We start from the raw sequence: 24,752 nt of genomic DNA, 5'->3' as shown, positions 1-24,752 counted from the left end.
TGATTACATCAAGCTCACTCACTGGCTTGAGGATTTACAATGAGAAACTAAGAAAATGACCCGAATATTGCAAAGATTTGGAGGTATGACATGAACGGGACCCTGCAGCAAAATAGAATATTGATTGTAGATGATGATGAACGGGTCCGAAGACTTCTTCGCATGTATTTGGAGAAAGAACAATTTATCGTTGAGGAGGCTTCGCTAGGCTGGCAAGCCCTTGGGCAGCTTCATCACGGTTCTTATGCCTTGATCATTCTCGATTGGATTCTCCCTGATATTAAGGGGATTGAAATATGCCATTATCTTAGGACCAACTTAAGCATACCCATCATGTTTCTGACAGCCAAGTCAGAAGAGACTGATCGGCTTGAAGCTTTCAAAGCAGGGGCGGATGACTTTGTGATGAAACCATTCAGTCCGAGGGAAGTTGTGCTCCGCATTAAAACTATGATGGCTCGTTATAACGGATTAATCGAACCTGCGCCAAAAGATCATTCAGCGAGCGAGGTGTTGATTTCCTCCATTCTAATCAATCCAACTTCCCGAAGAGTTACAGTAGAACAAGAGGAGATTCATATGACCCCCAAAGAATTTGATTTGCTTTATCATCTGGCGACACACTCGGAAATAGCATTCTCCAGGCAGGATTTGCTGAGAATTGTTTGGAAAGTGGAGCATGAGGAAGATCTGGATTATCGGACTGTAGATACCCATGTGAAACGGTTGCGTGACAAACTATCCGAGTATGTGCCAAATCGGGAGGATCTGATTCAAACCCTGTGGGGGTTCGGTTATATTCTTCGTTTGCCTCACTGATTCTTATCTTGCAGTTCAGGAGGAGAATATGTCTTACAAACAAATCAAGTGGATGATCTTGCTCATTCCCACCTTGACCGTTGGACTGTGGGAGTATGTACGACATCAGTTTCTGCTCCCCTATATATCGATGGATTTGGGCAACTGGCTTACGCCTGTCATTGTATATGTAGTGAGTATAACGTTGTTAACTCGCCTGTTTCTCATGTTGGAACGTATTCAGGAAGAGCTGGAGCAATGTACGTCAGGCCATTGCAGATTTGCGTTATGATCCTAACGCTAATTATGCCTTGGCTATGAACGAATCGGCCACACTACTTGGTCAAGTTCGAAGAATTGCCAAAGATATCCCTGTCCGAATCGAATTGGATTGGAGCATCCCGGAAGATGCTTTTACTGACAAAGAGAAAGTAGAACTGCTCGCTTGTATTCGGGAAGCTCTTTTTAATATTCAAAAGCACGCATCTGCTTCCCAAGGATGGATTCAGGGAAATGGGCACAAGAAGTGCTGGAATATCACGATTCGAGATAATGGAATAGGGTTCGAGATGAATCCTTTTGAACGGAAGGATCGATATGGACTAAAAATCATGAGAGAGCGGATGAATGAACTGAACTTTAACATGCAATTCCGAAGGGAACAGCAGCTTACTGTTGTCGAATTTTCAAAGGATGGTGAGATGTTATGAGCCATACTCGCGTACTTGTTGTAGACGATCACGCTCATGCGAGAGAAGCCATATGTGAAATTTTATCCATGGATCCCGGCTTCGAAGTGATTGGCGTCGTATCGGACGGTCAACAGGCGATTGATTATACAGAACAGTGGCTTCCCGACCTAATCCTCATGGACATTCAGATGCCGATTATGAACGGTCTTGAAGCAACACAGCGGATCAAATTGGCCTTTCCATATGTGAAAATTGTCATGATTACCGTCTCTGATGATGTGCTCCACCTTCTGGAAGCGTTAAAGCGGGGAGCTCAGGGGTACCTGCTCAAAAACCTTGAACCGTCCATGTGGCTGGAATATCTTCATTCCATCGTTACAGAAGAAGCTCCATTGAGCCGCGAGGTGGCTTACCAAATCCTGAAGGATGTCTCACTCACGGAGAAAAAAGAACCTGACGTTCCACTAACCACAAGAGAAAAGGATATTCTGTATGGCGTGGCTGCAGGATGGACGAACAAAGAAATAGCTGTAAATTATACGATTTCAGAGTATACCGTCAAGAATCATTTGAAAAACATTTTGCAAAAACTACAGGTTCAAAATCGTGTTCAACTGACACGTTACGCATTGGAGCAAGGGCTTATTACAGACCATAATCGTCTGTAATAAGCTTTTTCACTATATCCGAGTGTTCTTTCTGTTTTTCTGTTTAGGGGATGTCATTTTTTCTACTTTTACCACAATGACCTCACAAATTGGACACAAAACTTCCAACTCTATAGCCAGATTGAGCTATATGGTAAAAATTTGTTTTTATGTACACTATGAGCAGTGTGCTTCATGAAGGAGGTTATGATGTTAAGCGAACGGATTGTCCTAGGCATGTTGCTGCTTGTGGGTATACTGGCGATCCCGCTATCTTACTCACTTGACTCTGCAAACGCTGCTCTTGAAACCAAAGATGCTATTCCGCTCCAGCCAATCATTGATGGTTCTAGACCTGGAGAGGTGCTTGTGCTTGAGCCGGGTATATATTCTGGTCCCGTAAGTATAGACAAGAATATATCCATTCGAGGGGACTCATCCGTAATGGTATTGAATACGGAAGCTGAATCCACGATTACCATTCGTTCAGATGGAGTGACATTGCAGGGTTTCACGGTACGACACTTAACAAACGAACCCACTGCAGCGATTCAGGTTGAAGGAGATCGAGTAGAGATCACGGGCCTGGATATTCAGAGTCAAAGTTTTGGAATCGTGCTGCGGGGTTCCGTCGACGGGCTCATACATAACAATACCATTTCATGGGTTGGACCGGAGTCTGCTTCCAGTGGTCAAAAGGGGAACGGCATTGATCTGTACAATTCCCATCGTACCCACATCGAAGACAACAAAATTACGGGTATGCGGGACGGTATCTACCTGGAGAATAGTCGCAATCTTACGGTTAAGGCTAACACGCTCTTACATACCAGGTATGGCATTCATTGTATGTATATCGATGGTTCTTCTGTTGTGGACAATGTGGGGGAGAACAACAGTACCGGAGCCATGGTCATGGGCGTCAAGAATACAGCTGTATCGGGAAATTCCTTTCGCAAACAGAGCGAAAATGTGCATTCACAAGGGATTTTGTTGTATGACGTACAGCAATCCTCGATTCATAACAATGTCGTGGAAGGTAATCGTGTGGGCATGAACATTGCTGAATCCTCAGGAAATGAAATTCGCGGCAATGCGGTGCTCCGGAATTTCATCGGGATTCAGCTCGTTCTTGCAGAGGATAATCAGTTTACTAGAAACCAATTTGTTTCGAATGTGATTGAAGCTTCAGCGATGGACAGCCCTAACAATGAGATGAAGGAAAATTATTGGGATTCCTTTCAGGGTCTTGACCTGAACGATGATGGAGTTAGTGAACTCTCCTATGGGATTAACCCTTTTTATGAGCAAGTGGTCAACCGAAATTCGGCCTATCAGCTTTTCTTTCAATCTCCAGGCATGATCTTTATGAGCAACTTGTTTACGGAAGGCAAGGCAGAGTGGACAAGCGACAGATCGCCATTAATGAGTATGAAAGCGGAATCACTGACGACGAAGACAGGTACACAAGCGGTCAAAGAGACAACTGGGGTTTGGATCATCGGATGCATTCTGCTGGGCATGGCCACTTTTATTATGATCAATATGGGGGTATTACGAAAATGAGAATGAAAACACATTGGAAAACAGTCATGGTGCTTCTCTTTGGGGTGCTGTTATTAACAGCTTGCGGAAAAAAATACGAGGCATTGCCCATCAATGAAGAAGTGGATATCTGTGCCATTTGCAAAATGCAGGTGAAAGATGATGCCTATGCCACGCAGCTTACCACGAAAGACGGTAAAAATTATAAATTTGATGACATTGGTTGTATGCACCAGTGGAAAGAAGAGAACGGAACAGATAACATCGGGATGGATTTTGTTCGTGATTATAATGACAAGGAATGGATTGAGTACAGCAAAGCCACTTATGTATATGATGCTTCACTGCGTACACCGATGGCTTATGGCATCCTCAATTTCAAGGATAAACCATCTGCCGAAGCATTTGTTGCCGAGCAGGGTGTGGGAACGATCATGACCGCTGAAGACCTCGCATCCCACGATTGGAAACAAAACACAGAGACGATGGATATGATGGGTGAGCATGGGCATTCCGAAGAGGGTATGGGTGAAGGCATGCATGAAGAAACACATGGGGAAAGCGAATCAACGGAAGAATCAGGCCACAAGTAATGACCAATGAAGATGGTGATGCATGATGGGAGATATGGTACAAGTCGTTCGACGAGAAATGAAAATGGGATTTCGCAACCCATGGTCATATTCATTTTTGATTCTTTTCTGCGTGTTTAGTCTGAGTTTGTTAATCATCAATTCTCAGAATTTTGTAGCAGGATACTCTGGCACTACAGGTTCCATGTTAAATCTTATTCTTTATCTGTTGCCGCTGATGACCCTCTTTCTGGGCTCGTTCTCGTTGACTTCTGAAAAGGAAGAGGGCAGCTGGCAGCTGTTGTCCACTTACCCCATCGGCACGATGTCTTTTATTGTTGGCAAATATCTGGGGCTGTCGGTTGTATTAATGACGATAGTTACATTCGGATATGGCCTGATGGGACTTCTTAGCGGATGGGTGGGTAGCCCTTTAGATGTTAAGACATACCTTTTGTTTCTGATATTCTCCTGCGGACTGGTGTTGCTATTTCTGACTATTGCACTGTTCATCGGTTCGTTATCCAAAAATCGGTGGCAAGCGTTAACGATATCGGTATCCGTTTGGTTTTTTGCTGTGATCGGGTGGCCCACGCTTCTAATTTCCGTGCTGGGACTCATGCCGTATCAGTGGGTAAAACCCTTACTCACCGTTCTAACCTTCATCAATCCGGCTGAGTTGGTACGTTTGTTTGTGGTGATCAAACTTGGCGGGGGCTCGATACTGGGACCTGAATATTATCAGTGGGTAGATTGGGTACATCCATCGAGCGGGAGCTGGATCTTTATGGGGATATGTCTGCTGTGGATTACATGTTCTATCGTGGCAGTATACGGGATATGGGAAAGGGGACGTTCCCATGGATAACGTGGAAACAGAGATTGTTGGACTGTGTAAATCCATAAAAAAACAACAGATTGTTGAAGATATATCCTTTCGCGTTTCTTCCGGTCATGTGCTTGCCTTATGCGGCGGAAATGGTGCCGGAAAAAGCACCGTTCTGCGTATGCTTGCAGGTATTCTTCAACCTACCTCGGGTGAAATCATTGTAAACAAGATGCGCTGGTCCAAAGAACGAAAGCGATATTCGGAACAGATCGGATATATGCCGGATGATTATCATTTCAACCAGGGTTTGACGGCAGAGGAAGTGCTCCAGTTCTGGGCAGCACTTAGGAAAGTGCCCAAAGAGCGAGTAACGGAAGTGCTGACTATGGTAGGCTTGGACGATCAAAAAAAGAAACGGGTCACGACCTTTTCCAAAGGTATGCGGCAGCGTGTTTTATTTGCCCAGGCTCTGCTGTCCAAGCCTCCGCTGCTGATCATGGATGAGCCAACGAATGGACTGGACCCCTTTTGGATGCAGGAGTTTGCAAATCTGATAAAACAGATCAAGGAAGAGGGGCATATGGTCGTGTTCTCCACCCACCAGCTTGAGATCGCAGATGATGTTGCCGATCAGATTGTTTTTATGAACCAAGGACGTAATGTGGGAAATGGCTCTACTGAAGACTTTCGTCAACAGTTCGGGTCGCTTCATGCTGCTTTTCATCATAGTCTTGGCTTAAAATGAAGGTGAATCGATTGGAAATAAAGAGTAAAAAAATGAGTACGAAAATGAGACGTTTGATTACTTTCCTGATTGGAATGGCTGCTTTACTGGCCGCTGCGTGGGCAATTTACCAGGGGACTTCATCATCCGAGCCCAAAAGAACCGGTGCCATTGAAGCCGGTGCAACTGCTCCTGAATTCACTGCGATTAATTCAGCAGGAGAACAGGTGAAGCTGTCCGATTATCGGGGCAAAGTCGTCATGATTAACTTCTGGGCTTCATGGTGCACGCCCTGTGTGAGGGAAATGCCAATGATTAATCAGATCGCTCAGACATATCAAAACGATGTAGAGACCTTGTTTGTCAACGTGGGGGAAGCGAAGGGCACCATTCGTGAATTTATGGAGAAACAGCAATTCGATTTCCCTGTTATCATTGATGTGACCGGAAAGATTTCCAGCAAGTATCGCATCACCGGGTTGCCAGCGACCATGATCATAGATCAGGAAGGCATATTCAGTCACATTCTGCTCGGTGAGTTGACCAAAGATATTCCCTTGCAGCAATGGCTGGTGGAGACCGTACAGCAAAAGAATTAAAGCTTTGCAAGACTTAAGAACAAAAGAAGTCGCTATATAAGCGGCTTCTTTTGTTTTATTTTTTCACGAACACCTTGCACGCATAGTGGAATTGAAATCGTAATACCACGGTTGTACCTAATGAATCAATAGCCCCTTTGGGTGCTTTTTACGCTTTTCACCGAGTTGTCAGAAAGAGTTGATCCTTTCTTGAACATTTAGGGACGAAGACGTGTCAGTGATTGTATTGCTAATTCACAAAGATATAATAATTTTAACTATTAGGTCCTGTTAAGTACTTTGGCCCTTCAGTATCAGGTAAAACATAGCTCGCCAACCCATGCTCAGCCCAGTGACTATGTGTAGCAATACACAATGATGGTGTGGTAAAGCTCCTTCGTCTCTTACTTTGTGAAAAAATTCTCTTTGTACATACAACGATGGAGGAACGGTTTGTAGATAAACTCTGAACCAGTCTCGTGGGGCTCCTATCAACCTGATAAAGAACGCAGTCCAAGGGCTGACTGACCTAATAATTTAAAGATTCAAACATTACGAAAATCGAACAGAGTTTGAAAGGAGGCAGTAAAGAATGGCAATCGATACGGTGATGTGGAGCAAGCTGGTGACAGGTATGACGCTGGGCTTCCACGCTATTTTTGCGACACTTGGCGTAGGTATACCTCTAATGATCGCAATTGCAGAATTCATGGGGATTCGCAAGAAGGACCCCCATTACACACTGATGGCGAAGAGGTGGTCAAGAGGTTTTGTCATTTCTGTGGCGGTTGGTGTGGTGACCGGTACAGCGATTTCACTTCAACTGGCCCTGGTATGGCCGAATTTTATGAAACTGGCAGGCAATGTCATCGCACTTCCGTTATTCATGGAAGTGTTTGCGTTCTTTTTTGAAGCGATCTTCCTGGGCATTTATTTGTATACGTGGGGTCGATTCAAAAATCCGTACATTCACTGGCTGCTGACGATTCCAATCGTCACGGGAGCAGGCATGTCGGCTGTGTTTATTACGACGGTGAACGGCTTCATGAACCAGCCTGGAGGCTTTGTCATGGAAGCAGGCCAATTCACAGCGGTTGACCCGGTGCAGGCGATGCTGAATACGGCGACGTTCTCCAAGGTGTTTCATGTATTAAGCTCGGCCTATTTGACAGGAGCTGCCCTGTTAGCCGGAATTGCAGCCTTTGCACTGCTGAGAAAAGGGGCATCTGCATACCACAAAAAAGCCTTGAACCTCATGATGGCGGTGGTTCTGCTGTTCGGCTTACTGAACACGTTAGCGGGAGATGTGTCCGCCAAGTTTTTGGCCGAGCATCAGCCGGAGAAACTTGCAGCAGCAGAATGGCATTTTGAGACGGAGAGCGGCGCAGATTTGATTTTATTGGGATGGCTGAATGCAGAGCATGAAATTATAGGTGCCCTTCACCTGCCGAAACTGCTCAGCTTCCTGGCCTTTAGTGACTTTAATGCAGAGGTAACCGGACTGGAGGAGTTTCCGAAGGACGAATGGCCGCCGCTGCTCGTTCACTACCTGTTTGATTTAATGGCCGGAATTGGATTTACACTGCTGGTTATCTCAGTCCTGTATTTCCTGTTTGTGTTCTGGAAAAAACGCAATGAGCTGAACAAGTGGCTGCTTGGGATCATAGCGCTAGGCGCACCGATGGCTTTTCTCGGAGTTGAGCTGGGCTGGTTCTATGCTGAACTGGGACGACAGCCGTGGATTATCCGAGGATATATGCGTGTGGAGGAAGCAGCCACTTCATCACCCAACATAAGAATGATCTTTTTCTTCTTCCTGCTTCTCTACATCGTTCTGGGAGTTATGTGTGTTCTTGTCTTAAGACGTTTGTTCAACAATAATCCGGCAGAAGTCGAGATGGAGAAATGGATGAAAGAGAAGCACAATCAGTCTACAGAAAAGGGTGAGCGTGCATGAGTTACGAACTGATTGGCATTTCGGTACTCTGGCTGTTCTTGTATGGCTATTTAATTGTTGCCTCCATTGATTTCGGGGCGGGTTTCTTTGCTTTTTATGCACGCTTGACGAAACAGGATCACCTGATTAATCGTCTGATCTCCCGTTATTTATCACCGGTATGGGAGATTACGAATGTATTTTTTGTCTTTTTCTATATTGGCATCGTTGGATTCTTTCCGGATACGGCGTATTATTACGGATCAGCACTGCTCGTACCAGGGAGTATTGCCGTCATTTTGCTCGCCATTCGTGGGTCGTTTTATGCCTTTGAGAACTATGGTTCCAAAAATAACATCGTGTATCTGTTTCTATATGGAGCTTCGGGGTTGCTTATTCCCGCTTCGCTATCAGTGGCGTTAACCCTGTCTGAAGGTGGCTTTATCGTGAAGCAGGGTTCGACGGTTTCGCTGGATTACTGGACGCTGTTTACCAATCCGTTATCATGGAGCATTGTTGGACTGGCGATTGTGTCCGTATTGTTCATTAGCAGCTCATTTCTAGCCTTTTATGCATCGCGGGCAGAGGATCACTCTGCATTGAAGCTAGTACGGACCTATGTCCTGTTCTGGAGCACACCGACGATTATCATCGCACTGACTGCATTTATTTATTTGGGACAGCACAATGAGCGACATTTTCAAAATATGATGGATTTATGGTGGCTGCTTGCACTTTCCGTTGCATTCTTCATGATTGCGATGTGGCTGATCTATAACGGACGCCGCTACGGATTAGCGTTTATATGTATCATGCTGCAATTTTTCTGTGCCTTTTTCGCTTACGGAATTGGTCAATATCCTTATATCCTTGATCCGTTCATTACAATTCAAAACAGTGTAACCTCACCAGCGATGGGCTTCGCACTGGTTGTTGTGTTTATCGGTGGCATGTGTATGTTGATTCCTTCCTTGATTCTGGTTTTCAAACTGTTTCTGTTTGATGCGGATTATGTAAAAGGAAAAAAATAAATTGAATTCATTATGCGATGTAAGGGAGTAATCTCACAGGTTCATAGAAAGGAGGAGAGCTTACATGAAGAAAAAAACAAGCCTGATCTCTCAACAAATGTCTGGCCAGCGAAAACGTCTTGTGCTCCTTGCAGTCATTTCACTTGCGCTGGGTGCAGCGATTGTAAGTCAGGCTGCGTTGCTTGCTGAAGCTGTGCAACGCATTTTCGTGGAGAAGGCTTCCCTTTCGTCGGTCGTCATGCTGCTGGGGATACTCCTGGCTGTCATGGTCGTACGTACAGGGTTGTCTTATGGGAACGGAAAAGTTGGTTTGCATATGGCTTCCAGTGCGAAGACGAATATGCGGGCAGCCGTGCTGCAACATTTGACCCATGCGTCGATGCCATCAACCCTTCGTGGACAAACAGGCGGTAAGGTCAGTGTTGCTCTGGATGCTGTGGATGAGGCTGACAGTTATTTCAGTCTGTATATGCCGCGTATGATGGAGGCTGCCATCATTCCGATTCTGATTTTGGTGGTAACGTTTATGCAGCATGCCAATTCAGGCTTCATTATGCTGTTTACGGCCCCGTTTATCCCCTTGTTCATGATTTTGGTGGGACTGAAGACGAAGAACAAATCAGAGGAGAAATATGCGCAGCTGGCCGAGTTTTCCGGTACGTTCCTGGACTCTCTTCAAGGGCTGGTTTCGTTGAAAATATTTGGACGGGCTCACCGTCAGCAGCAGGAGATTGAACGCACCAGCCTGGGTTACCGCGATGCCACGATGGGCATTTTGCGGATTGCGTTTACCAATACGTTCATGCTGGAATCGATTGTAATGCTTAGCATCGGTATCGTCGCTCTTGAACTTGCAATCCAGCTGCTTGTATTCAAATCGATGTCGTTCCACACCGCGTTTCTCGTGCTGCTGCTCGTTCCCGAGTTTTACAGTCTGTTGAAAAATACGGGAACGGCTTTTCACAGCGGAAGAACAAGTATGGGAGCGGTTCGTAAGGTAGAGCAGATGCTTGAGGAAACGGCTGGTGGGAGCACGTCGGTAGATGGAAAAGAAGGATTAGGTACATCCGATGGGATTGACGAGGTCGATAACATGGATCGGATGGAAAGGGAGAACAGGATAGGGACATTGCAAATGGACCGTTCCAATGACAGTTCCATGCCGCCATCCATGATATTAAACCATCTCCGATTTCGATACGCGCCTGAATCATTCGAACTTGAGACTGGCCGGGTCCAGCTTGATCCGGGAGAACATATTGCCATTGTCGGCAAAAGTGGCTCAGGGAAAACGACGTTGCTCCATCTCATTGCGGGTTTGCTGAAGCCAGCATCAGGAGAAGTTATGGTAAATGGACAACCGCTATCCAAATATGATGAGGCTTCATGGTTCGAACAGGTTAGCTACATTACACAGCATCCGTATATTTTTGCAGGTACACTTGCTGAGAACATTGCGATTGGTGCGGGTCGGAACGTGTCCAGGACTGAAATTGAGCAGGCGGCAGAGGATGCCGGGCTTGCCGAAGTTGCTGCCCAATTGGAGCATGGCTTCGATACCTTGGTTGGCGAAGGAGGACGGGGGCTGTCTGGTGGGGAAAAGCAACGACTTGCCTTGGCACGCGCTTTTTTGAAGCGGCCTTCCATCATATTATTTGATGAACCTACGGTGGGACTGGATTTGCACACGGAGCAGATACTGCAACATTCCATTGCCACATTGGCAGATACCGCGACGATGATTACAGTGGCTCACCGATTATATACCATTCAACATGCCGACCGCATATTGTTTATGGACCAAGGTGTGTTAGTGGATACGGGACGCCATGAAGAGCTTATGGCGCGCCTACCCCAGTATGCCGAGATGATTGATGTTCAACGAAAGGGGGGCTTGGCATGAATGAGCTAGCGATTTTGTCCAAAGCCATGATTCAGGAGCGCAAGGATATCATCCTTTCCATTCTAGGTGGGTTTATTGCCGGGATAGCTGGAGTGGCCCTCTTCTCGGCGAGCGGCTATCTGATTTCGCAAACGGTCTTTGCGCCCCCGCTGTACACCTTAATTGTACTCACCTCGCTGGTCAAGCTGCTTGGACTGCTTCGGGCGGCGAGCCGATACGGAGAGCGCTTGTATTCCCACCGGGCGACGTTTTCCATGCTTAGCCGTTTGCGTACATCCTTTTTTGCACGACTCATTCCTTTGACGCCGGGAATATTGAACAAAAAGCGAAGTGGAGACCTGCTAGCCCGCATTGTTGGGGACGTGGAGAGCCTGCAACATTATTTTTTGCGCGTCGCTTACCCACCGATCATTGTTGTTATGGTCTTTTTGGCGACAGTGTTGTTTACTTCTGCTTTTTCATTCTGGATTGCGGGGCTGTTTGTATTAGGTATGCTCATAACGGCGTTGGTTGTACCCGGACTGGTTTTGCTTGGGCAGCGGAAAATACATGGACACGTTCGCGAGCAACGGGCGCTGCTTTCCACGGAAGTTACCGAAGTATTGTATGGATTCCGGGATTTGAAAGTGTACGGGCAACTGGATCAGCGGGAGCAGCAGCTGCAGCTGGCTTCTGCTGCGTTGACGACCCAGCAGAAACGGGCTGCCGGACATTTACTGCGCGGGCAATCCATGCATGCTTTGGTTACGTTCCTTATTTCATGGGGCGTGCTGACACTTGGTGCTTATCTAATTATCGATGGAGCGCTTGCTGGCGTGTTTCTTGCTATGCTGGTCATGGCCTCACTAACCGTATTCGAAGAAGCTGCGGCAATGGCGACATTACCCTTGTATAAGCAGGATAGCGAACACGCAGCCAAGCGACTGACGGATTCCATACAGACCTCCGATAGGCAGTCTGTGTCTACGCAGCCCAAAGGCGCGTTATCTGGCAATCAGGCTGTTTCGCTTGATCTCTCCAATGTTACGTTTCAATATGAAGGGGAGTGGAGACCGGCGTTAAAGGACATTTCGCTGCATATTTTACCCCGCTCCAAAACGGCGATTGTCGGACCGAGCGGATCAGGAAAATCAACAATTATTGAACTGCTGCTTAAACTGCGAACACCTACGACTGGGGAGATTCGACTAAATGACATTTCGGTGAAGGAACTGGATGAGGCGAGCATTTGGCAAACGGCCAATGTTGTCCTGCAGCAAAGTCATTTCTTCCGGGGAACGATCCGGGATAACCTTTTGTTGAATGATGAAGAACATTCGGACGATCAACTATTGAATGTGCTGGCAAAAGTACAGCTGCCGAATATATCTTTGACCGATGTAGTATATGAAAAAGGGGAAAACCTGTCGGACGGCGAGAAGCAGAGGCTGGCTCTGGCACGGGCCATGCTTCGCAAGGGACGGTTATGGCTTCTCGACGAACCTACTTCCTCACTGGATTACGTTACTGAAGAACGTGTGATGAAACATCTCTATGCACAAGCAGCCGAGAATACGCTTCTACTGATCTGTCATCGGCTTACTGGCCTGGAAGAGATGGATCGCATTGTGGTGATGGAACAGGGAAGGGTAGTGGAAGCAGGCTCCTATACGGAGTTAATGGAGCAAAAAGGTTATTTTTATGAGATGAAGAAGATCGAGCGGCAAATGATCGGAGAAGTTGGAGAGTAAGAGGATAAGATATACGTGAATTGCTCATTCGGAGACAAAAATATTCAAACAACAAACAGAGCTCATTAATTCTGAGCTCTGTTTGTTGTGGTTAGTGCAAGAATTTCAGTACATATTATCCTTTAATTCGCATTTTAGATGCGTTTTTTTATCTAATTAAACTTGGGATCTTACCCATTTCCGTTCCAGAGAAATAATTCATCTCTGCAACGGAAATGGGTTGTATGTTCGTTTTCTCGTCGCGTTCTTCTAGAACGTTGTCTAAACTTTGATCGGAGCAGTCTGGCTGTGGCCTACCTTCCTCCAACTTGATATCAATAAAATCAACGATTTGCTGAAGGGATGAGATTTGCCCGAGAATATTATTCCTTTGGCTCCTTAATTCCTCGACCAACTCATCGTATTCTTTGGGGTCAGCATTAGTGGAGAGCTTCAAGAATGGCTTCATGGCCTCCAGAGAAATACCCGTTTTTTTAAGGCAGCCTATCAATTTGATCGTATGGATGTCCTGCTGGTGGTAGACGCGATGCCCATTGTCCTTCCTGTCCGCCTGACGAAGCAATTGAATCTTTTCGTAATAACGAATCGTGTCCTCGGAAAATCCAGTTAGCTCCGCGGTTTGTTTTATCGTGAACGTTTGCTCGGTTATCATTCCGCACCTCCGGAAATTGAGACTTGGGGGTATTGTACATCTTGGAGTCGGCTCCAAGTCAAGTCTTTAACCTTAGTAAAACGACATTTGAATTCATGTCTTGACTTTGAGCTGACTTCAACAAATAACATATGTCCTACAAGGGAAGGAGGAGACAGCAGCAAACACGAACGAATGTGAAATTATAAAACTAACTAAGGAGTGGAACTATGAACTCAAAATATCAACCGATAATGGAGTCGTTTCTTTTCAAGAATGGAGTCGAAGTAAAGAACCGTGTCGTTCTTGCACCAATGACGATTTCTTACTCTCAGCAAGACGGTACGCTGTCTGAGGCGATGCTCGCGTATTACGAAAGTCGTTCGAATGGTGTTGGCATGGCTGTCACCGGGAGTACATTAGTCGCACCTAATGGCACGGTATTTGGTGGGGAACTGGCGGCAGATCGTGATGAGATGATCCCAAGCCTACGACGCCTGGCAACAGCAATTAAGAAGGGCGGAGCAAAAGCTATTCTGCAAATCTTTCATGGGGGGCGTGAAAGTCTGCCTGAAGTGGTCGCGAATGGTGAGATCGTAAGTGCGAGCGCCGTTGCTAAAGAAGGGTTGAGTGTGATGCCCAGAGCACTTGAGGAGCAGGAGATTTTAGAGATGATTCATGCGTTTGGGGCTAGCACACGCAGAGCAATCGAGGCTGGTTATGACGGGGTAGAGATTCACGGGGCCAATCGATTTCTTATTCAACAATTTTTTTCACCATACACGAACCGACGTGATGATCGTTGGGGAGGAAGTGTGGACAAACGAATGGCGTTTCCGATCGCTATTGTAGATGAAGTAAAAAAAGTGGTGAATCAACACGCCAAACGGCCGTTTCTTGTCGGATATCGCTGTTCACCAGAAGAAGAAATGACACCTGGTATTACGATGGACGATACACTAAAATTGGTGGATGCACTCGCCAATAAAAATTTGGATTATTTGCATGTTTCTTTAATGGACTTTTGGTCAAAGCCCAGACGGGGAGTAGAGGACAATCGCTCCAGAATGGAAATCATTTATGAGCTCGTGGGCCAAAGAGTGCCTGTGATCGGTGTAGGTGGAATCAAAACACCGGACGAGGCCCTTAGAGCGTTACAATCTGGTGCCCCATTTATAGCACTTGGCCGAGAACTCATTATCGATCCGAATTGGGTTAGAAAAATAGCACAAGGCAGGGAAAGTGAAATTCGTACGGAGATAACTTTAAATGATCAGGGCCAATTAGGGATTTCTGATCATTTGTGGAAAAAAATAATCAGTACTCCAGGATGGTTTCCGATCAAAAATTAAATTTGTAATGAACGATTTGGACTATGAAACCTTTAGATTTAGGCGTTTCAACATGGTATTCTGAGGCGAAAGATTCGCCACAATAATCAAGTATGTTTATGAGCGAAATGTGTGTTCCAATATGATGAAATAATTATTTTTTAGTGATTGCTTGATTTTTTTCAATGTATCTGATATTGTAAGACCTGTGATTTTGGAAAGCAGATATATCAACTTAAATCAGGCCTTTCCAGCAGATAATTTTTGACCACTTCTCTTAAGGAAGTTAAGGCCATACGGACAGCCGGGTCAAACGCCGATTGGCAACTTATGTTGCCTTATTGATTGAGTTAAAAGCTCAAATTTTATAAGTTGGTTACTTTACAACCAGTGCATCTGCACATCAACTTGTGAAACGGTCAATAAGAGTGGTAAAGGCGAATTATTTGCTATATAGACTCTGATCTGATATTGATATACATGAAGAAGCTTTCCGCTAGAGGAGTTCTTTTGAACTTTTTTAGTTATGGGAACTTTGCGTCTTTTTAATGATGTATATCGACAAGCAAGTGTGATGATGCGCGTTTGGGGCATTTTTCACCTTGCTTTTTTTGTTGGTTCAAAACGGGCGAAAAGTTGAAAAATGAGAAAAATAATGAAGTTAATTTAAAAAAATTCATATTGGGTTAGGAGAATGGAAAATGGGAAAAGCACTAATCATCGGCGCCGGCGGCGTAGCTTCAGTAGCAGTTCATAAATGCGTTCAAAACAGCGAAGTATTCGAGGAAATCTGCATCGCAAGTCGTACGAAATCTAAATGTGACGATCTTAAAGCCAAGCTGGACGGCGGCAAAACAAAAATTACGACAGCCCAAGTGGATGCCGACAACGTTGACGAACTGATCGCCCTCATCAACGAAGTTAAACCGGATCTTGTCATGAACCTGGCATTGCCTTACCAAGACCTGACAATCATGGATGCTTGCCTTGCAACTAAAACTAATTACATGGATACAGCCAACTATGAGCCGGAAGATACGGCAAAATTCGAATACAAATGGCAATGGGATTACAAAGAGCGTTTTGAAAAAGCGGGAATTACAGCTCTGCTTGGCAGTGGATTTGACCCAGGTGTTACTGGTGTATTCTCTGCTTATGCCCTGAAACATTACTTTGACGAGATTGAATATATTGACATTCTGGACTGCAACGGTGGGGATCACGGCTATCCGTTCGCAACCAACTTCAACCCTGAAATCAACATCCGCGAAGTTTCGGCTAACGGAAGATATTGGGAAAAAGGCAAATGGATCGAAACGAAACCAATGGAAATCAAACGTGTCTATGACTTCAAAGAAGTTGGCGAGAAAGACATGTACCTGCTTTATCATGAGGAGCTGGAGTCCCTGGCTAAAAACATGCCTGGTCTGAAACGCATCCGTTTCTTCATGACATTTGGTCAAAGCTACCTTACGCACTTGAAAGCACTTGAAAATGTGGGCATGACTTCGATCGAACCTATTGAATACGAAGGAAAACAAATCATTCCGCTGCAATTCCTGAAGGCGGTACTGCCAGATCCGGCGTCCCTTGGACCACGTACTGTGGGCAAAACGAACATCGGCTGCATTTTCAAAGGTAAAAAAGACGGCAAAGACAAAACGTACTACGTTTATAACATTTGCGATCACCAAGAATGCTACAAAGAAGTGGGTTCCCAAGCCATCTCTTACACAACAGGCGTTCCAGCCATGATTGGTGCAGCAATGGTGATGACTGGTAAATGGAACAAACCAGGCGTATACAACGTTGAAGAGTTCAACCCAGATCCATTCATGGAAGAGTTGAACAAATGGGGTCTCCCGTGGGTTGAAGATTTCAATCCAGTACTCGTTGACGAACTGCCAGAAGAAGTCAAAGAATCGGAGCTTGTTCGTTAAGATGCGGTTTGAGCAATTACCGACACCATGTTTTGTTGTTGACGAAGGACTTATCGAAAGAAATCTCAAAATCCTGAACGGTGTCATGCAACGTACAGGAGCCAAAATCGTGCTGGCTCAGAAAGCATTTTCTATGACCACGATGTATCCGCTCATTGGAGAATATCTGAGCGGTGCGACGGCAAGCGGGCTGTATGAAGCCCGCCTCGGTCATGAGGAGATGGGCAAAGAGAACCATGTCTTTGCCCCGGCCTATCGCGAAGATGAGATTGATGAAATCCTTTCGATTTCCGATCATATTATCTTCAATTCATTCTCCCAACTGGAGAAATTCAAGGGCAAAGCGCTTCAGGCTGGCCGCAAAGTGGGCCTGCGTATTAACCCTGAATGCTCGACTCAGGAGGGTCATGAGATTTACGATCCATGTGCTCCTGGTTCCCGTTTTGGTGCCAAACAAGAGGATTTCCGTGCGGAGCTCTTGGAAGGAGTCTCCGGACTGCATTTTCATACCTTGTGCCAGCAAAATTCAGACGATCTGGAGACGACGCTGAATGCGGTAGAAGAGAAGTTTGGCCAATGGCTGCCACAAATGGAATGGATCAACTTCGGCGGTGGACACCACATTACACGCGAGGATTACGACATTCCAAGACTGGAAGCTTGCATCAAACGCATGCAGGAGAAATATGGCCTGGAAGTATATCTGGAGCCGGGCGAAGCGGTTGCGCTGAACGCGGGCTTCCTGGTGACTTCTGTACTCGATTTCCACAAGAACGGTATGGACATTGCCATTCTGGATACCTCGGCTACATGCCACATGCCGGACGTGCTGGAAATGCCGTATCGCCCACCGCTTATCGGTTCGGGAGAAGCGGGAGAAAAACCTCACCTGTATCGTTTGGGTGGACAAACTTGCCTGTCGGGTGATGTGATCGGCGATTATTCGTTTGACCAACCGCTTAAAACGGATGACAGATTGGTATTTGAGGACATGGCGATCTATTCCATGGTCAAAACCAATACATTTAACGGCATGCCGCTGCCAGCCATTGCAGTGAAAAGAAAAGATGGCGATTGCGAAGTGGTTCGCGAGTTCGGCTATCAGGACTTCAAAATGAGATTGGCTTAACTTAATCATTTCTTACTTTATACTTCGTTTTCAGACAGAGTGGTCTATTTTATAATAAATCCGTTTCTGTTAGGAAATGATCGAATATAAGACGCTTCCTGTACCAATCCAATTTGGTACTAGGAGCGTCTTTTTTATATTTGACTTGATGTATATTTTTCCTGACTGAAAGGGACAACTGTTACATTTTTCTTTACATAAAATAGGTTTTGTGGACTAACTTTGATGTAGATTTCAGTGGAATGCATATCGTCTCCAATAATCATCATAATAAGGAAAAGTTGCTGGAAGAAGGGAGGCTAGGGTAGTGGATGAACAATCTGCCATGAACAGGAAAGAAGAAAGCATCACCAAAAGTTTGGACGAATCCATCCGTAGAATTGAAGAAATCTTTACGGATACTCCCGATCTGATCATTCGAAAGCTATGCATAAAACAAACCGGAGAACAAGCTACCATCATCTATATGGAAGAATTGACAGACAAAACGTCGCTTAATCATGATGTTCTTGCTCCGCTTCAGCTCGAAACCGGAAACCCCTCCGGAGACTTCATAACAACGGTTGGATATATGAAGCCGTATTCCAAGTGGGATGATCTCAAACTTTCCATTATCCTCGGCTATAGCGTGCTGTTTATCGAAGGAAGAAGTGTTGCCTATGCACTAGATACAAAAGGTTTTCCGCAGCGAGCGATTGAGGATCCTCAGCAGGAGCCATCACTGAAAGGGGCCCATCAAGGATTTATTGAAACCGGTTCTCAAAATATAGCCATGATCCGCCGTTATATCGCGGACAAAGAGTTAAAGCTCAAGCGGTATATCGTTGGGAAGCGAGGCCAAACGGAAGTATCCTTGCTTTATTTGGAAGATGTGGCGAAACCGGAGATGATTAAAGTACTCGAAGAACGGATTCAATCCATAGATGTGGATGCCATTATTAACACTGGGGAATTAGCTGAATTTATTGAAGACCAACCGCTTGCCTTGCTACCCCAAATCATTACGACAGAGAGGCCGGATACGGCCGCTTCTCAAATACTGCAAGGCCGATGTGTCGTTGTGGTCGACGGTTCGCCCAGTGTGTTGGTAGCACCTGTTACCTTCATGTCCTTTTTTCAGACGGTTGATGATTACAGTTCCAGATGGTCCATTTCGTCATTTCTTAGAATTTTACGTATCTTTGCCTTTTTCATCGCGATTTTTTTGCCTGGATTTTTTATATCAGTCATTTCATTTCATTTTGAGATTATACCGATGAAGCTGTTATTAACGCTTGGTGAATCAAGGGGGCAAGTTCCATTCCCCCCATTCGTTGAGGCAATCATTATGGAAATCACGCTTGAGATGCTAAGGGAAGCGGGGGTTCGGCTTCCAGCTCCGGTAGGGCAGACCGTAGGGATTGTCGGAGGTATTGTCATTGGGCAGGCGATTGTTCAGGCTGGGCTGATCAGCAATGTAATGGTTATCGTCGTTGCTTTTACAGCTATCTCATCTTTTATTATTCCCAATCAAGACATGATGGCAGCTGTACGCATCATGCGGTTCATGATGATGGTACTCGCTACCTGGTTTGGGTTCATCGGACTGGTCGTGGGCATGATGACCATCGTCGGCCGATTAATAACATTAAACTCCCTCAATACCTCCTATAGCACACCTATAGCTCCATTTAGGGCCGCGGATTGGAAGGATACCTTATTAAGGGTACCGTTGTGGATGATGAACAACCGTCCCGTAAGCACGCAATCACGTCAGTCAAGACGCCAGGGGAAAAGCAGAGGATGGAAGGAGAAAAACTAGCACATGAAGATTTTTCGTCCGGTAACTATGCTTCAATTCATTCTTATTATTTCTACTTTCCAAATCAGCGTTGCTTTTTTGTCTCTTCCAAGAGAGCTCGCAAGGCATGCGGGGACGGATGGTTGGCTGGTGATTATCTTGGGCTGGGGACTGGCGACGTTGGCCTCCGTACCGATCGTCAAGGTAATGAAATATAATCCCAACAGCTCAATACTCGAATTGATTCAGCGTTATATCGGCGTGTGGGCAGCAAAAGTGGCTGCTTTTATATTTTTGGCCTATTATTTGCTTCTGGCATATGACGGTTATATGATTGCCTCACTTGTCATTAAATTATGGTTATTGCCAAGCACATATATCTATATTCTAGTCCTGCTGCTGCTCATCCCCACGTTTCAGATTGCGCAGCATGGCTTTCAGGCGATTGGGCGGTACAGTGAAATTGTCACGATGCTCTCCATATGGATTCCGTTCATTTATGTATCTACGTTGAGTCATGCCCATTGGCTCTATTTACTGCCCATCTTTAAAGAGGGATGGTTTCCAGTTCTTTCATCCATAAAATTTATGATCTATCCAATGCTCGGCATCGGTTTAGTTTTGTTTCTCTATCCCCATCTAGTTAACAAAGAAAAGGCATTGCCTGCCATGGTGATATCAAACACGCTCACTTGCATGGTTTACTTGGGAATCACCCTGATTTGTTACGTGTATTTTAGCCCTGATGAGATCGGGGAGTATAACGACCCGGTGATTAGCATTATGAAGTCCATTGAATTCCAGTTTATTGAGCGGGTGGAAGTGCTATTCATTGCATTTTATCTGTTTGTGTTCTCATGCATATGGATTCCCTCCATGTATCTTGTATCGAGGTGCTCAGCGTCGCTGGTAGGAAAAGGTCAGGAAAGATACCACCTTGCAGTGTGGTGTATTGTCATTGAAATTAGCTTTTTCCTCTATCGTCCTAGCTTTATCGAATCTGCCCAAATAAACTACGCACTCAATTACATTGGATTTATGATGGAGTTTGCTCTGCCTGCGGGCGTTCTTCTGTATGTAGCGATCCGCAAAAAGATGGGAGGGGGGCTACGCACATGAGATGGGGTGGGAAATTCATTATCTCGAGTGTGTCCTGCATTTTATTGGCAGCGCTCGCAGGTTGCGCCAATGACAAAACCAATTTAGAAGATGCAACGGTTCCTTTGGCTCTTGGTTTGGATGTCATAGATAAAAAGCTCCATTATTATATATCTGCACCTGTATTCAGTAAAGACATTCAAAAGAAAAGCCGCGAGGGGGGAGGAATAGCAGAAGGTTTAAGACAGTCGAGGAATCAGCAGGATGCCCAATTTCCGGGTTCGCTTGCGGGACGTAATTTTCAAGTCATTATTGTAGGAAAACAATTGCTTCAATATAAGGATTGGTTTAAAGTGCTTGATGTCACGTTCCGCGATCCTCGCAATACGATTACCGATCGCATCGTTGCTTTTGATGGTTCTATTGCGGATATTTTTCAGTTTCAACCAAAAGATCAACCGCCGTTACCTTTATTTGTAAAAGCGATTGTCGATTCAGGCAGTAGAAGTTCATCTACTGTAAAAACAACCGCGCAGGAGCTACATAGACAATTGTATGACCGAGCGATGACGCCATCCATCTCGGAAATCAAGATCGAAAATAACAAGATCATGCTAAAAGGGACGACTCTTTTATCTCAAAAAGGGCAATACAGAACTTCTCTGAGCTATCAGGAAACGACACTTCTTCACATTTTGAAAAATGAAGCTGAGCCAGGGGTCAGTCTCACTTTTCAGGTTGATGATCTACAACAATCATTGCCATTTAACATCGACAAAGTGAGTTTTTCTTTAGGTGACATTTCCGTAAAAACTAAATCCTTTCATGAAAATGGCAGATTTCAATACAAAATTAAAGTGAAGTCGATCGTCAGTATAACTGAAAAATTTCTTGAGTTTGAACTTTTGGGAAATTCCGAGGAAATGGAAAATAAATTGAGTAAGGAAATGAAAAAAAGCATTGAGGCGCTCATCAAAAAGTGCCAGGACTATGATATCGATCCTTTCGGGTTTGGGTTTTATGCCAGGGCATATCACTACCCCTTATACAAGGAAGCACAGGCAAACTGGGGGGAAGAACTATCCCAAGCCCATTTTGATGTAGAAGTTGATCTTCGAATCGGCGCCACTGGAGCTGTGGAGTAATTGATACAATCAACAGAAGCAGTCTTGCTAATAAAGATTATTAATTTGCCAAAATAGTGATATTTATTATAGACTATTTTTTATCGGTTAATTGTCCAAGGGGGAAAAGGAATGAATCAAAGGAACGTGCAAAAATCTAACAAACTGAAAATCATCTCCAAAGTATTATTGATTATGATCGGGGCTTTTATCACCTCATATGGTCTGGAAGCCATATTAATTCCAAACAATGTCTCAGACGGTGGTGTGACAGGTCTTAGTATCGTTGGCTCACAACTGTTTGGTTTACCGTTAGGGATGCTGATTGGTATCATCAACATTCCATTTGTATGGTTAGGCTACAAACAAATAGGTAAAAGCTTTGCTATTTACTCCATTATCGGTATTGCCTCGCTAGCTGTCGGTACAAGCCTTATGCACCATGTGCCAACAATTATTCAAGGGGATACATTGTTAATTACCGTTGTGGGCGGGATTATCATCGGTTTTGGTATGGGTTTGGCGCTGCGTAATGGTGGGGCATTGGATGGAATTGATATGTTGGCTGTCCTGCTTTCACGAAAATTACCTTTTGGAACCAGTGATCTAATCTTATTCTTGAACATGTTTGTCTTTATTGTCGTATCCACTGTATTTGGTCTTCAAGGGGCGATCCTATCTGCACTTGCTTATTACATCGCTTCCAAAGTGATACATATCGTTGAAGAAGGTTTGAGCGGCTCCAAAACCTTTAAAATTATCACCAATCAACCTGAGATCATGGTCGAAACCATTCGTGACCGGTTAGGTCGTGGAGCAACCTATACCGATGCTTACGGTGGTTATTCCAATGAACAATTCAAAGAGATTACCTGCGTAATCAACCGTATGGAAGAAAGCAAAATCAAGGATATCATTCACGAAATTGATCCCAATGCTTTTATTGTAGTTTACGATGTAGCCGAAGTTAAGGGCGGCAATTTCAAAAAGAAAGATATTCACTAATTACTACAGTGAGCAGGAGTTTTACTGTCGGGGAGAAAAGGATTTAACATACAAAAAGTCGCTAATATAGCGGCTTTTTGTATGTTAAGGGTAGAAGTTATGGTATCAAGTCGTATCCAATAACTTCTACCTTTAGGAGTTTATCATTCTTTGCAAATCCGCAACTGTATTTCGGTCAGAAATTGCTCGGTAATGATTGTATCACGATTATCAATTTCATAAATTTCAAAAGGATCACCCATTACACGGACCCCTTTTTCACTCGCATAAGCAACGACCTCAAGCATTTTTTCATGACTTTGACGGTAGTTACCCCGATAAAAGAGCGACAGATAATCACCAGCTGGCAGGCTGTAATCATAATCGATCCTCTCGGCATCGCCAGGATTAAAGATAAAGAAGACAGAGTTAAAAACATCTCTCACGCCATGTTTTAATTCCTCTAGCGACACAGATGCACCATACAATTGGTTACCGAAGTCCGGAATGTGACTTTTATGCTTTTGGTGCAGCTTCTTAATGGCATAATCCATCTCCTCATCCCTAGTTATGCGTGTATTGAGCTGCAGACACAGCCGGTCAGGATATGTTTTGATGGAGAAAACCCCAGTCTGAATTTTACTTGCGTCAGTCAATACCTTGATTCTGCCCTGAATAATACGCTGCGTAATTTCGAGCTTTGCAATTTGTTCCTTAATTAGTTCCTGTTCAGTCAATAACAATTCAAGCGTATTTTCGACACTTTGCTGATCCAAATAAGCTTTGATCTGTTGCATGGTAAAATCCAACTGGCGCAGGTCCCGGATGATATTCAGCTTATACATATCCTGGAGGCTATACAGACGATACCCGTTTCCGTCTCGCCGGGGCTCCAGCAACCCTAATTTTTCGTAATAACGCAGTGCATCAACACCTATTCCGTAAAGCTTCGAGATTTCATTGATTTTATAATCATTTTTCATTGGTTTTCTTCCTCATTTGCACTTAGCTATTATATGCGTGCGCGTATGCTGAAGTCGCGCCATACACTTCCTTATACAGCAATTTTCTCACCATTTCAAATTGTGTCGGGGTCAACTTTTCCGGATAACTCATGATCTGTAAAGATAAGGTTTGCTGCCTTACAGCACGAAGGGGCGGCTGAACATAAGAATGGTCCCCCAGGCAGAATCCCAGGCGCTCATAAAATCCGATCCTTCTCCGCTTCAGCTCATCTTCTGGTAATTCAACTTCCAATATAACCGGCTTGGTGGACTGCTTCATGAAACGCTCCATTAACCGCTTGCCTATGCCGCCTCCACGAATGTTCGGGGAAACAGCCAAATGCTCAACATATCTGAACGACTCGAACTCCCAGCCTGCGAGAAAGCCAATCAATTCATTCTGCTCATTCTCCTCTGTAAGAAGGCGATAGCATGAATGGGACAGCAGCTTCTTCTGTTCTGAATATTCCCGATATTCAGCTTCGGGAAACGACTGCCTCATGATTTCAAACACTTGGTCAAACTGTTTTTGCAACATCATCTTCATCCACTCCTGATTCGTAAAGCCATATTTGTTATACATCACGATAAACCCTGGTACGATACCAGAGTCAAGCAATATGGCGGAAAAGGTGGGGCAGACCGAAGTGGAGAGGAGCATTGTGAGTGGATAAAGGGGGCGATTCACAATATCTAAAAGTTTACTTATCGCAACTTTTTTTGGCCGAGGTCAAACTCTTTCGTTG

At 44.8% G+C, this 24,752-nt stretch carries 23 protein-coding genes; 20 read left to right on the top strand and 3 right to left on the bottom strand.

What is annotated here, in order from left to right; genetic code table 11:
- Positions 1-90: 90 nt before the first annotated feature.
- From AC3ITG_RS19170 to cydC, 13 genes are all read left to right on the top strand, one after another.
- Complete coding sequence (locus AC3ITG_RS19170) at positions 91-819, top strand: response regulator transcription factor (RefSeq protein WP_413372087.1); 729 nt, start codon at positions 91-93, stop codon at positions 817-819.
- Between the two features lie 28 nt (positions 820-847).
- Positions 848-1,090 carry a hypothetical protein gene (locus AC3ITG_RS19165; RefSeq protein ID WP_489251052.1) on the top strand — a complete coding sequence of 81 codons (243 nt, stop codon included), beginning with the start codon at positions 848-850 and terminating at the stop codon, positions 1,088-1,090.
- The gene (locus tag AC3ITG_RS19160) at positions 1,080-1,508 is read left to right on the top strand and encodes a sensor histidine kinase (protein WP_489251051.1); all 429 of its coding nucleotides are present in this window, start codon (positions 1,080-1,082) and stop codon (positions 1,506-1,508) included. Before AC3ITG_RS19165 ends, AC3ITG_RS19160 begins: the two co-directional genes overlap by 11 nt.
- The gene (locus AC3ITG_RS19155) at positions 1,505-2,158 is read left to right on the top strand and encodes a response regulator (RefSeq protein ID WP_064637236.1); all 654 of its coding nucleotides are present in this window, start codon (positions 1,505-1,507) and stop codon (positions 2,156-2,158) included. Before AC3ITG_RS19160 ends, AC3ITG_RS19155 begins: the two co-directional genes overlap by 4 nt.
- Before the next feature lie 186 nt (positions 2,159-2,344).
- Positions 2,345-3,703, top strand: coding sequence for a right-handed parallel beta-helix repeat-containing protein (locus tag AC3ITG_RS19150; protein ID WP_489251050.1), 1,359 nt, complete (start codon positions 2,345-2,347; stop codon positions 3,701-3,703).
- Entirely contained in the window at positions 3,700-4,275 is a 576-nt protein-coding gene (locus tag AC3ITG_RS19145) for a nitrous oxide reductase accessory protein NosL (RefSeq protein ID WP_489251049.1), read from the top strand. Before AC3ITG_RS19150 ends, AC3ITG_RS19145 begins: the two co-directional genes overlap by 4 nt.
- A gap of 25 nt (positions 4,276-4,300) precedes the next feature.
- Positions 4,301-5,122, top strand: coding sequence for an ABC transporter permease (locus AC3ITG_RS19140; protein WP_489254499.1), 822 nt, complete (start codon positions 4,301-4,303; stop codon positions 5,120-5,122).
- Positions 5,115-5,828 (top strand): heme ABC exporter ATP-binding protein CcmA, encoded by a 714-nt coding sequence (gene ccmA, locus AC3ITG_RS19135; RefSeq protein ID WP_489251048.1) that lies wholly within the window; start codon positions 5,115-5,117, stop codon positions 5,826-5,828. Before AC3ITG_RS19140 ends, ccmA begins: the two co-directional genes overlap by 8 nt.
- Before the next feature lie 32 nt (positions 5,829-5,860).
- A complete protein-coding gene (locus tag AC3ITG_RS19130) occupies positions 5,861-6,406 on the top strand; it encodes a TlpA family protein disulfide reductase (RefSeq protein ID WP_489251047.1) in 546 nt (181 codons plus the stop codon).
- A 571-nt stretch (positions 6,407-6,977) separates the two neighbouring features.
- The gene (locus AC3ITG_RS19125; protein ID WP_489251046.1) at positions 6,978-8,342 is read left to right on the top strand and encodes a cytochrome ubiquinol oxidase subunit I; all 1,365 of its coding nucleotides are present in this window, start codon (positions 6,978-6,980) and stop codon (positions 8,340-8,342) included.
- A complete protein-coding gene (locus AC3ITG_RS19120) occupies positions 8,339-9,352 on the top strand; it encodes a cytochrome d ubiquinol oxidase subunit II (protein ID WP_489251045.1) in 1,014 nt (337 codons plus the stop codon). The genes AC3ITG_RS19125 and AC3ITG_RS19120 overlap by 4 nt, the downstream gene beginning before the upstream one ends.
- Positions 9,353-9,416: 64 nt before the next feature.
- A complete protein-coding gene (cydD, locus tag AC3ITG_RS19115; protein ID WP_489251044.1) occupies positions 9,417-11,255 on the top strand; it encodes a thiol reductant ABC exporter subunit CydD in 1,839 nt (612 codons plus the stop codon).
- Complete coding sequence (cydC, locus tag AC3ITG_RS19110) at positions 11,252-12,985, top strand: thiol reductant ABC exporter subunit CydC (RefSeq protein WP_489251043.1); 1,734 nt, start codon at positions 11,252-11,254, stop codon at positions 12,983-12,985. Before cydD ends, cydC begins: the two co-directional genes overlap by 4 nt.
- A gap of 148 nt (positions 12,986-13,133) precedes the next feature.
- Here the strand turns inward: cydC and AC3ITG_RS19105 are convergent, their stop codons facing one another.
- Positions 13,134-13,637, bottom strand: a complete 504-nt coding sequence (locus AC3ITG_RS19105; protein WP_489251042.1) for a MerR family transcriptional regulator — start codon at positions 13,635-13,637, stop codon at positions 13,134-13,136.
- Between the two features lie 209 nt (positions 13,638-13,846).
- On the opposite strand from AC3ITG_RS19105, the gene AC3ITG_RS19100 reads away from it, so the two are divergent.
- From AC3ITG_RS19100 to AC3ITG_RS19070, 7 genes are all read left to right on the top strand, one after another.
- Entirely contained in the window at positions 13,847-14,968 is a 1,122-nt protein-coding gene (locus AC3ITG_RS19100) for an NADH-dependent flavin oxidoreductase (RefSeq protein ID WP_489251041.1), read from the top strand.
- Between the two features lie 680 nt (positions 14,969-15,648).
- The gene (locus tag AC3ITG_RS19095; protein WP_489251040.1) at positions 15,649-16,887 is read left to right on the top strand and encodes a saccharopine dehydrogenase family protein; all 1,239 of its coding nucleotides are present in this window, start codon (positions 15,649-15,651) and stop codon (positions 16,885-16,887) included.
- Position 16,888: 1 nt separating this feature from the next.
- Positions 16,889-18,016 carry a carboxynorspermidine decarboxylase gene (nspC, locus tag AC3ITG_RS19090; protein ID WP_489251039.1) on the top strand — a complete coding sequence of 376 codons (1,128 nt, stop codon included), beginning with the start codon at positions 16,889-16,891 and terminating at the stop codon, positions 18,014-18,016.
- 325 nt (positions 18,017-18,341) lie between these two features.
- Positions 18,342-19,817, top strand: a complete 1,476-nt coding sequence (locus AC3ITG_RS19085; protein ID WP_413379711.1) for a spore germination protein — start codon at positions 18,342-18,344, stop codon at positions 19,815-19,817.
- Between the two features lie 3 nt (positions 19,818-19,820).
- Entirely contained in the window at positions 19,821-20,915 is a 1,095-nt protein-coding gene (locus tag AC3ITG_RS19080) for a GerAB/ArcD/ProY family transporter (RefSeq protein WP_489251038.1), read from the top strand.
- Positions 20,912-22,039, top strand: coding sequence for a Ger(x)C family spore germination protein (locus AC3ITG_RS19075; RefSeq protein WP_489251037.1), 1,128 nt, complete (start codon positions 20,912-20,914; stop codon positions 22,037-22,039). Before AC3ITG_RS19080 ends, AC3ITG_RS19075 begins: the two co-directional genes overlap by 4 nt.
- Before the next feature lie 111 nt (positions 22,040-22,150).
- Entirely contained in the window at positions 22,151-23,023 is an 873-nt protein-coding gene (locus AC3ITG_RS19070; protein WP_024634073.1) for a YitT family protein, read from the top strand.
- Between the two features lie 143 nt (positions 23,024-23,166).
- Here AC3ITG_RS19070 and AC3ITG_RS19065 read toward each other — a convergent pair whose 3' ends face one another.
- Both AC3ITG_RS19065 and AC3ITG_RS19060 read right to left on the bottom strand, forming a co-directional pair.
- Positions 23,167-23,985 carry a MerR family transcriptional regulator gene (locus AC3ITG_RS19065; protein ID WP_489251036.1) on the bottom strand — a complete coding sequence of 273 codons (819 nt, stop codon included), beginning with the start codon at positions 23,983-23,985 and terminating at the stop codon, positions 23,167-23,169.
- 22 nt (positions 23,986-24,007) lie between these two features.
- The gene (locus AC3ITG_RS19060) at positions 24,008-24,547 is read right to left on the bottom strand and encodes a GNAT family N-acetyltransferase (protein ID WP_489251035.1); all 540 of its coding nucleotides are present in this window, start codon (positions 24,545-24,547) and stop codon (positions 24,008-24,010) included.
- Positions 24,548-24,752 lie beyond the last annotated feature (205 nt).

It is taken from the genome of Paenibacillus sp. GL_099_B, assembly GCF_057835695.1.
The sequence above is the reverse complement of the archived record's forward strand: the minus strand, read 5'-3'. Positions and strand labels throughout refer to the sequence as shown.

Coding starts and splice junctions, on each gene's coding strand:
- AC3ITG_RS19170 (WP_413372087.1), top strand. CDS start 91: ATGAACGGGACCCTGCAGCAAAATAGAATATTGATTGTAGATGATGAT.
- AC3ITG_RS19165 (WP_489251052.1), top strand. CDS start 848: ATGTCTTACAAACAAATCAAGTGGATGATCTTGCTCATTCCCACCTTG.
- AC3ITG_RS19155 (WP_064637236.1), top strand. CDS start 1,505: ATGAGCCATACTCGCGTACTTGTTGTAGACGATCACGCTCATGCGAGA.
- AC3ITG_RS19150 (WP_489251050.1), top strand. CDS start 2,345: ATGATGTTAAGCGAACGGATTGTCCTAGGCATGTTGCTGCTTGTGGGT.
- AC3ITG_RS19145 (WP_489251049.1), top strand. CDS start 3,700: ATGAGAATGAAAACACATTGGAAAACAGTCATGGTGCTTCTCTTTGGG.
- AC3ITG_RS19140 (WP_489254499.1), top strand. CDS start 4,301: ATGGGAGATATGGTACAAGTCGTTCGACGAGAAATGAAAATGGGATTT.
- ccmA (WP_489251048.1), top strand. CDS start 5,115: ATGGATAACGTGGAAACAGAGATTGTTGGACTGTGTAAATCCATAAAA.
- AC3ITG_RS19130 (WP_489251047.1), top strand. CDS start 5,861: ATGAGTACGAAAATGAGACGTTTGATTACTTTCCTGATTGGAATGGCT.
- AC3ITG_RS19125 (WP_489251046.1), top strand. CDS start 6,978: ATGGCAATCGATACGGTGATGTGGAGCAAGCTGGTGACAGGTATGACG.
- AC3ITG_RS19120 (WP_489251045.1), top strand. CDS start 8,339: ATGAGTTACGAACTGATTGGCATTTCGGTACTCTGGCTGTTCTTGTAT.
- cydD (WP_489251044.1), top strand. CDS start 9,417: ATGAAGAAAAAAACAAGCCTGATCTCTCAACAAATGTCTGGCCAGCGA.
- cydC (WP_489251043.1), top strand. CDS start 11,252: ATGAATGAGCTAGCGATTTTGTCCAAAGCCATGATTCAGGAGCGCAAG.
- AC3ITG_RS19105 (WP_489251042.1), bottom strand. CDS start 13,637: ATGATAACCGAGCAAACGTTCACGATAAAACAAACCGCGGAGCTAACT.
- AC3ITG_RS19100 (WP_489251041.1), top strand. CDS start 13,847: ATGAACTCAAAATATCAACCGATAATGGAGTCGTTTCTTTTCAAGAAT.
- AC3ITG_RS19095 (WP_489251040.1), top strand. CDS start 15,649: ATGGGAAAAGCACTAATCATCGGCGCCGGCGGCGTAGCTTCAGTAGCA.
- nspC (WP_489251039.1), top strand. CDS start 16,889: ATGCGGTTTGAGCAATTACCGACACCATGTTTTGTTGTTGACGAAGGA.
- AC3ITG_RS19085 (WP_413379711.1), top strand. CDS start 18,342: ATGAACAGGAAAGAAGAAAGCATCACCAAAAGTTTGGACGAATCCATC.
- AC3ITG_RS19080 (WP_489251038.1), top strand. CDS start 19,821: ATGAAGATTTTTCGTCCGGTAACTATGCTTCAATTCATTCTTATTATT.
- AC3ITG_RS19075 (WP_489251037.1), top strand. CDS start 20,912: ATGAGATGGGGTGGGAAATTCATTATCTCGAGTGTGTCCTGCATTTTA.
- AC3ITG_RS19070 (WP_024634073.1), top strand. CDS start 22,151: ATGAATCAAAGGAACGTGCAAAAATCTAACAAACTGAAAATCATCTCC.
- AC3ITG_RS19065 (WP_489251036.1), bottom strand. CDS start 23,985: ATGAAAAATGATTATAAAATCAATGAAATCTCGAAGCTTTACGGAATA.
- AC3ITG_RS19060 (WP_489251035.1), bottom strand. CDS start 24,547: ATGATGTTGCAAAAACAGTTTGACCAAGTGTTTGAAATCATGAGGCAG.